Below are 444 nucleotides of genomic sequence, written 5' to 3' on the forward strand. Positions count from 1 at the left end.
CTCTTATCGTCATCAGCGTTAGATGTGTTTAAGAGACAAGATAAATATTATAAAAAATATAATTATAAAAACTTTAAGATATATTAGTGGATGAAATGAAATTGCGTTATATGATAAATCAAATAATTGACCTAAATCTGTAAAAATTAAACCATTAGCTACAAAAAAGCAAAAAAGAATTGAATAAATTATATTTACATTTGAGCCAATGCCAAAAACACCACCTACACAAACTGAGCCAATAGCAATTAGTAATTCAATAATTAGAAAAGTTTTAAAAAGTATTTTTAAGAATTCTAATGCTTTTTTCATACCATACCTTAAATATTTTTCATATCATAGCATTTACTTAAATAAAAATATCAAAAAACTTTATTAATTTTTATTAATTGTTACTTTTTGTATTATTTTTAAATCCTTATTTCAAATTCTCATAATTTTTAC

1 protein-coding gene is annotated in these 444 nt (G+C 21.2%); it reads right to left on the reverse strand.

Annotation, left to right across the window (positions count from 1 at the left end; translation table 11 throughout):
• Positions 1 to 18: 18 nt before the first annotated feature.
• A complete protein-coding gene (locus tag KJQ99_RS09770; protein ID WP_214150720.1) occupies positions 19 to 312 on the reverse strand; it encodes a hypothetical protein in 294 nt (97 codons plus the stop codon).
• Positions 313 to 444: the final 132 nt, after the last annotated feature.

Origin of the sequence: Campylobacter sp. 2018MI13 (assembly GCF_018501135.1) — a bacterium.
Lineage (GTDB): Bacteria > Campylobacterota > Campylobacteria > Campylobacterales > Campylobacteraceae > Campylobacter_E.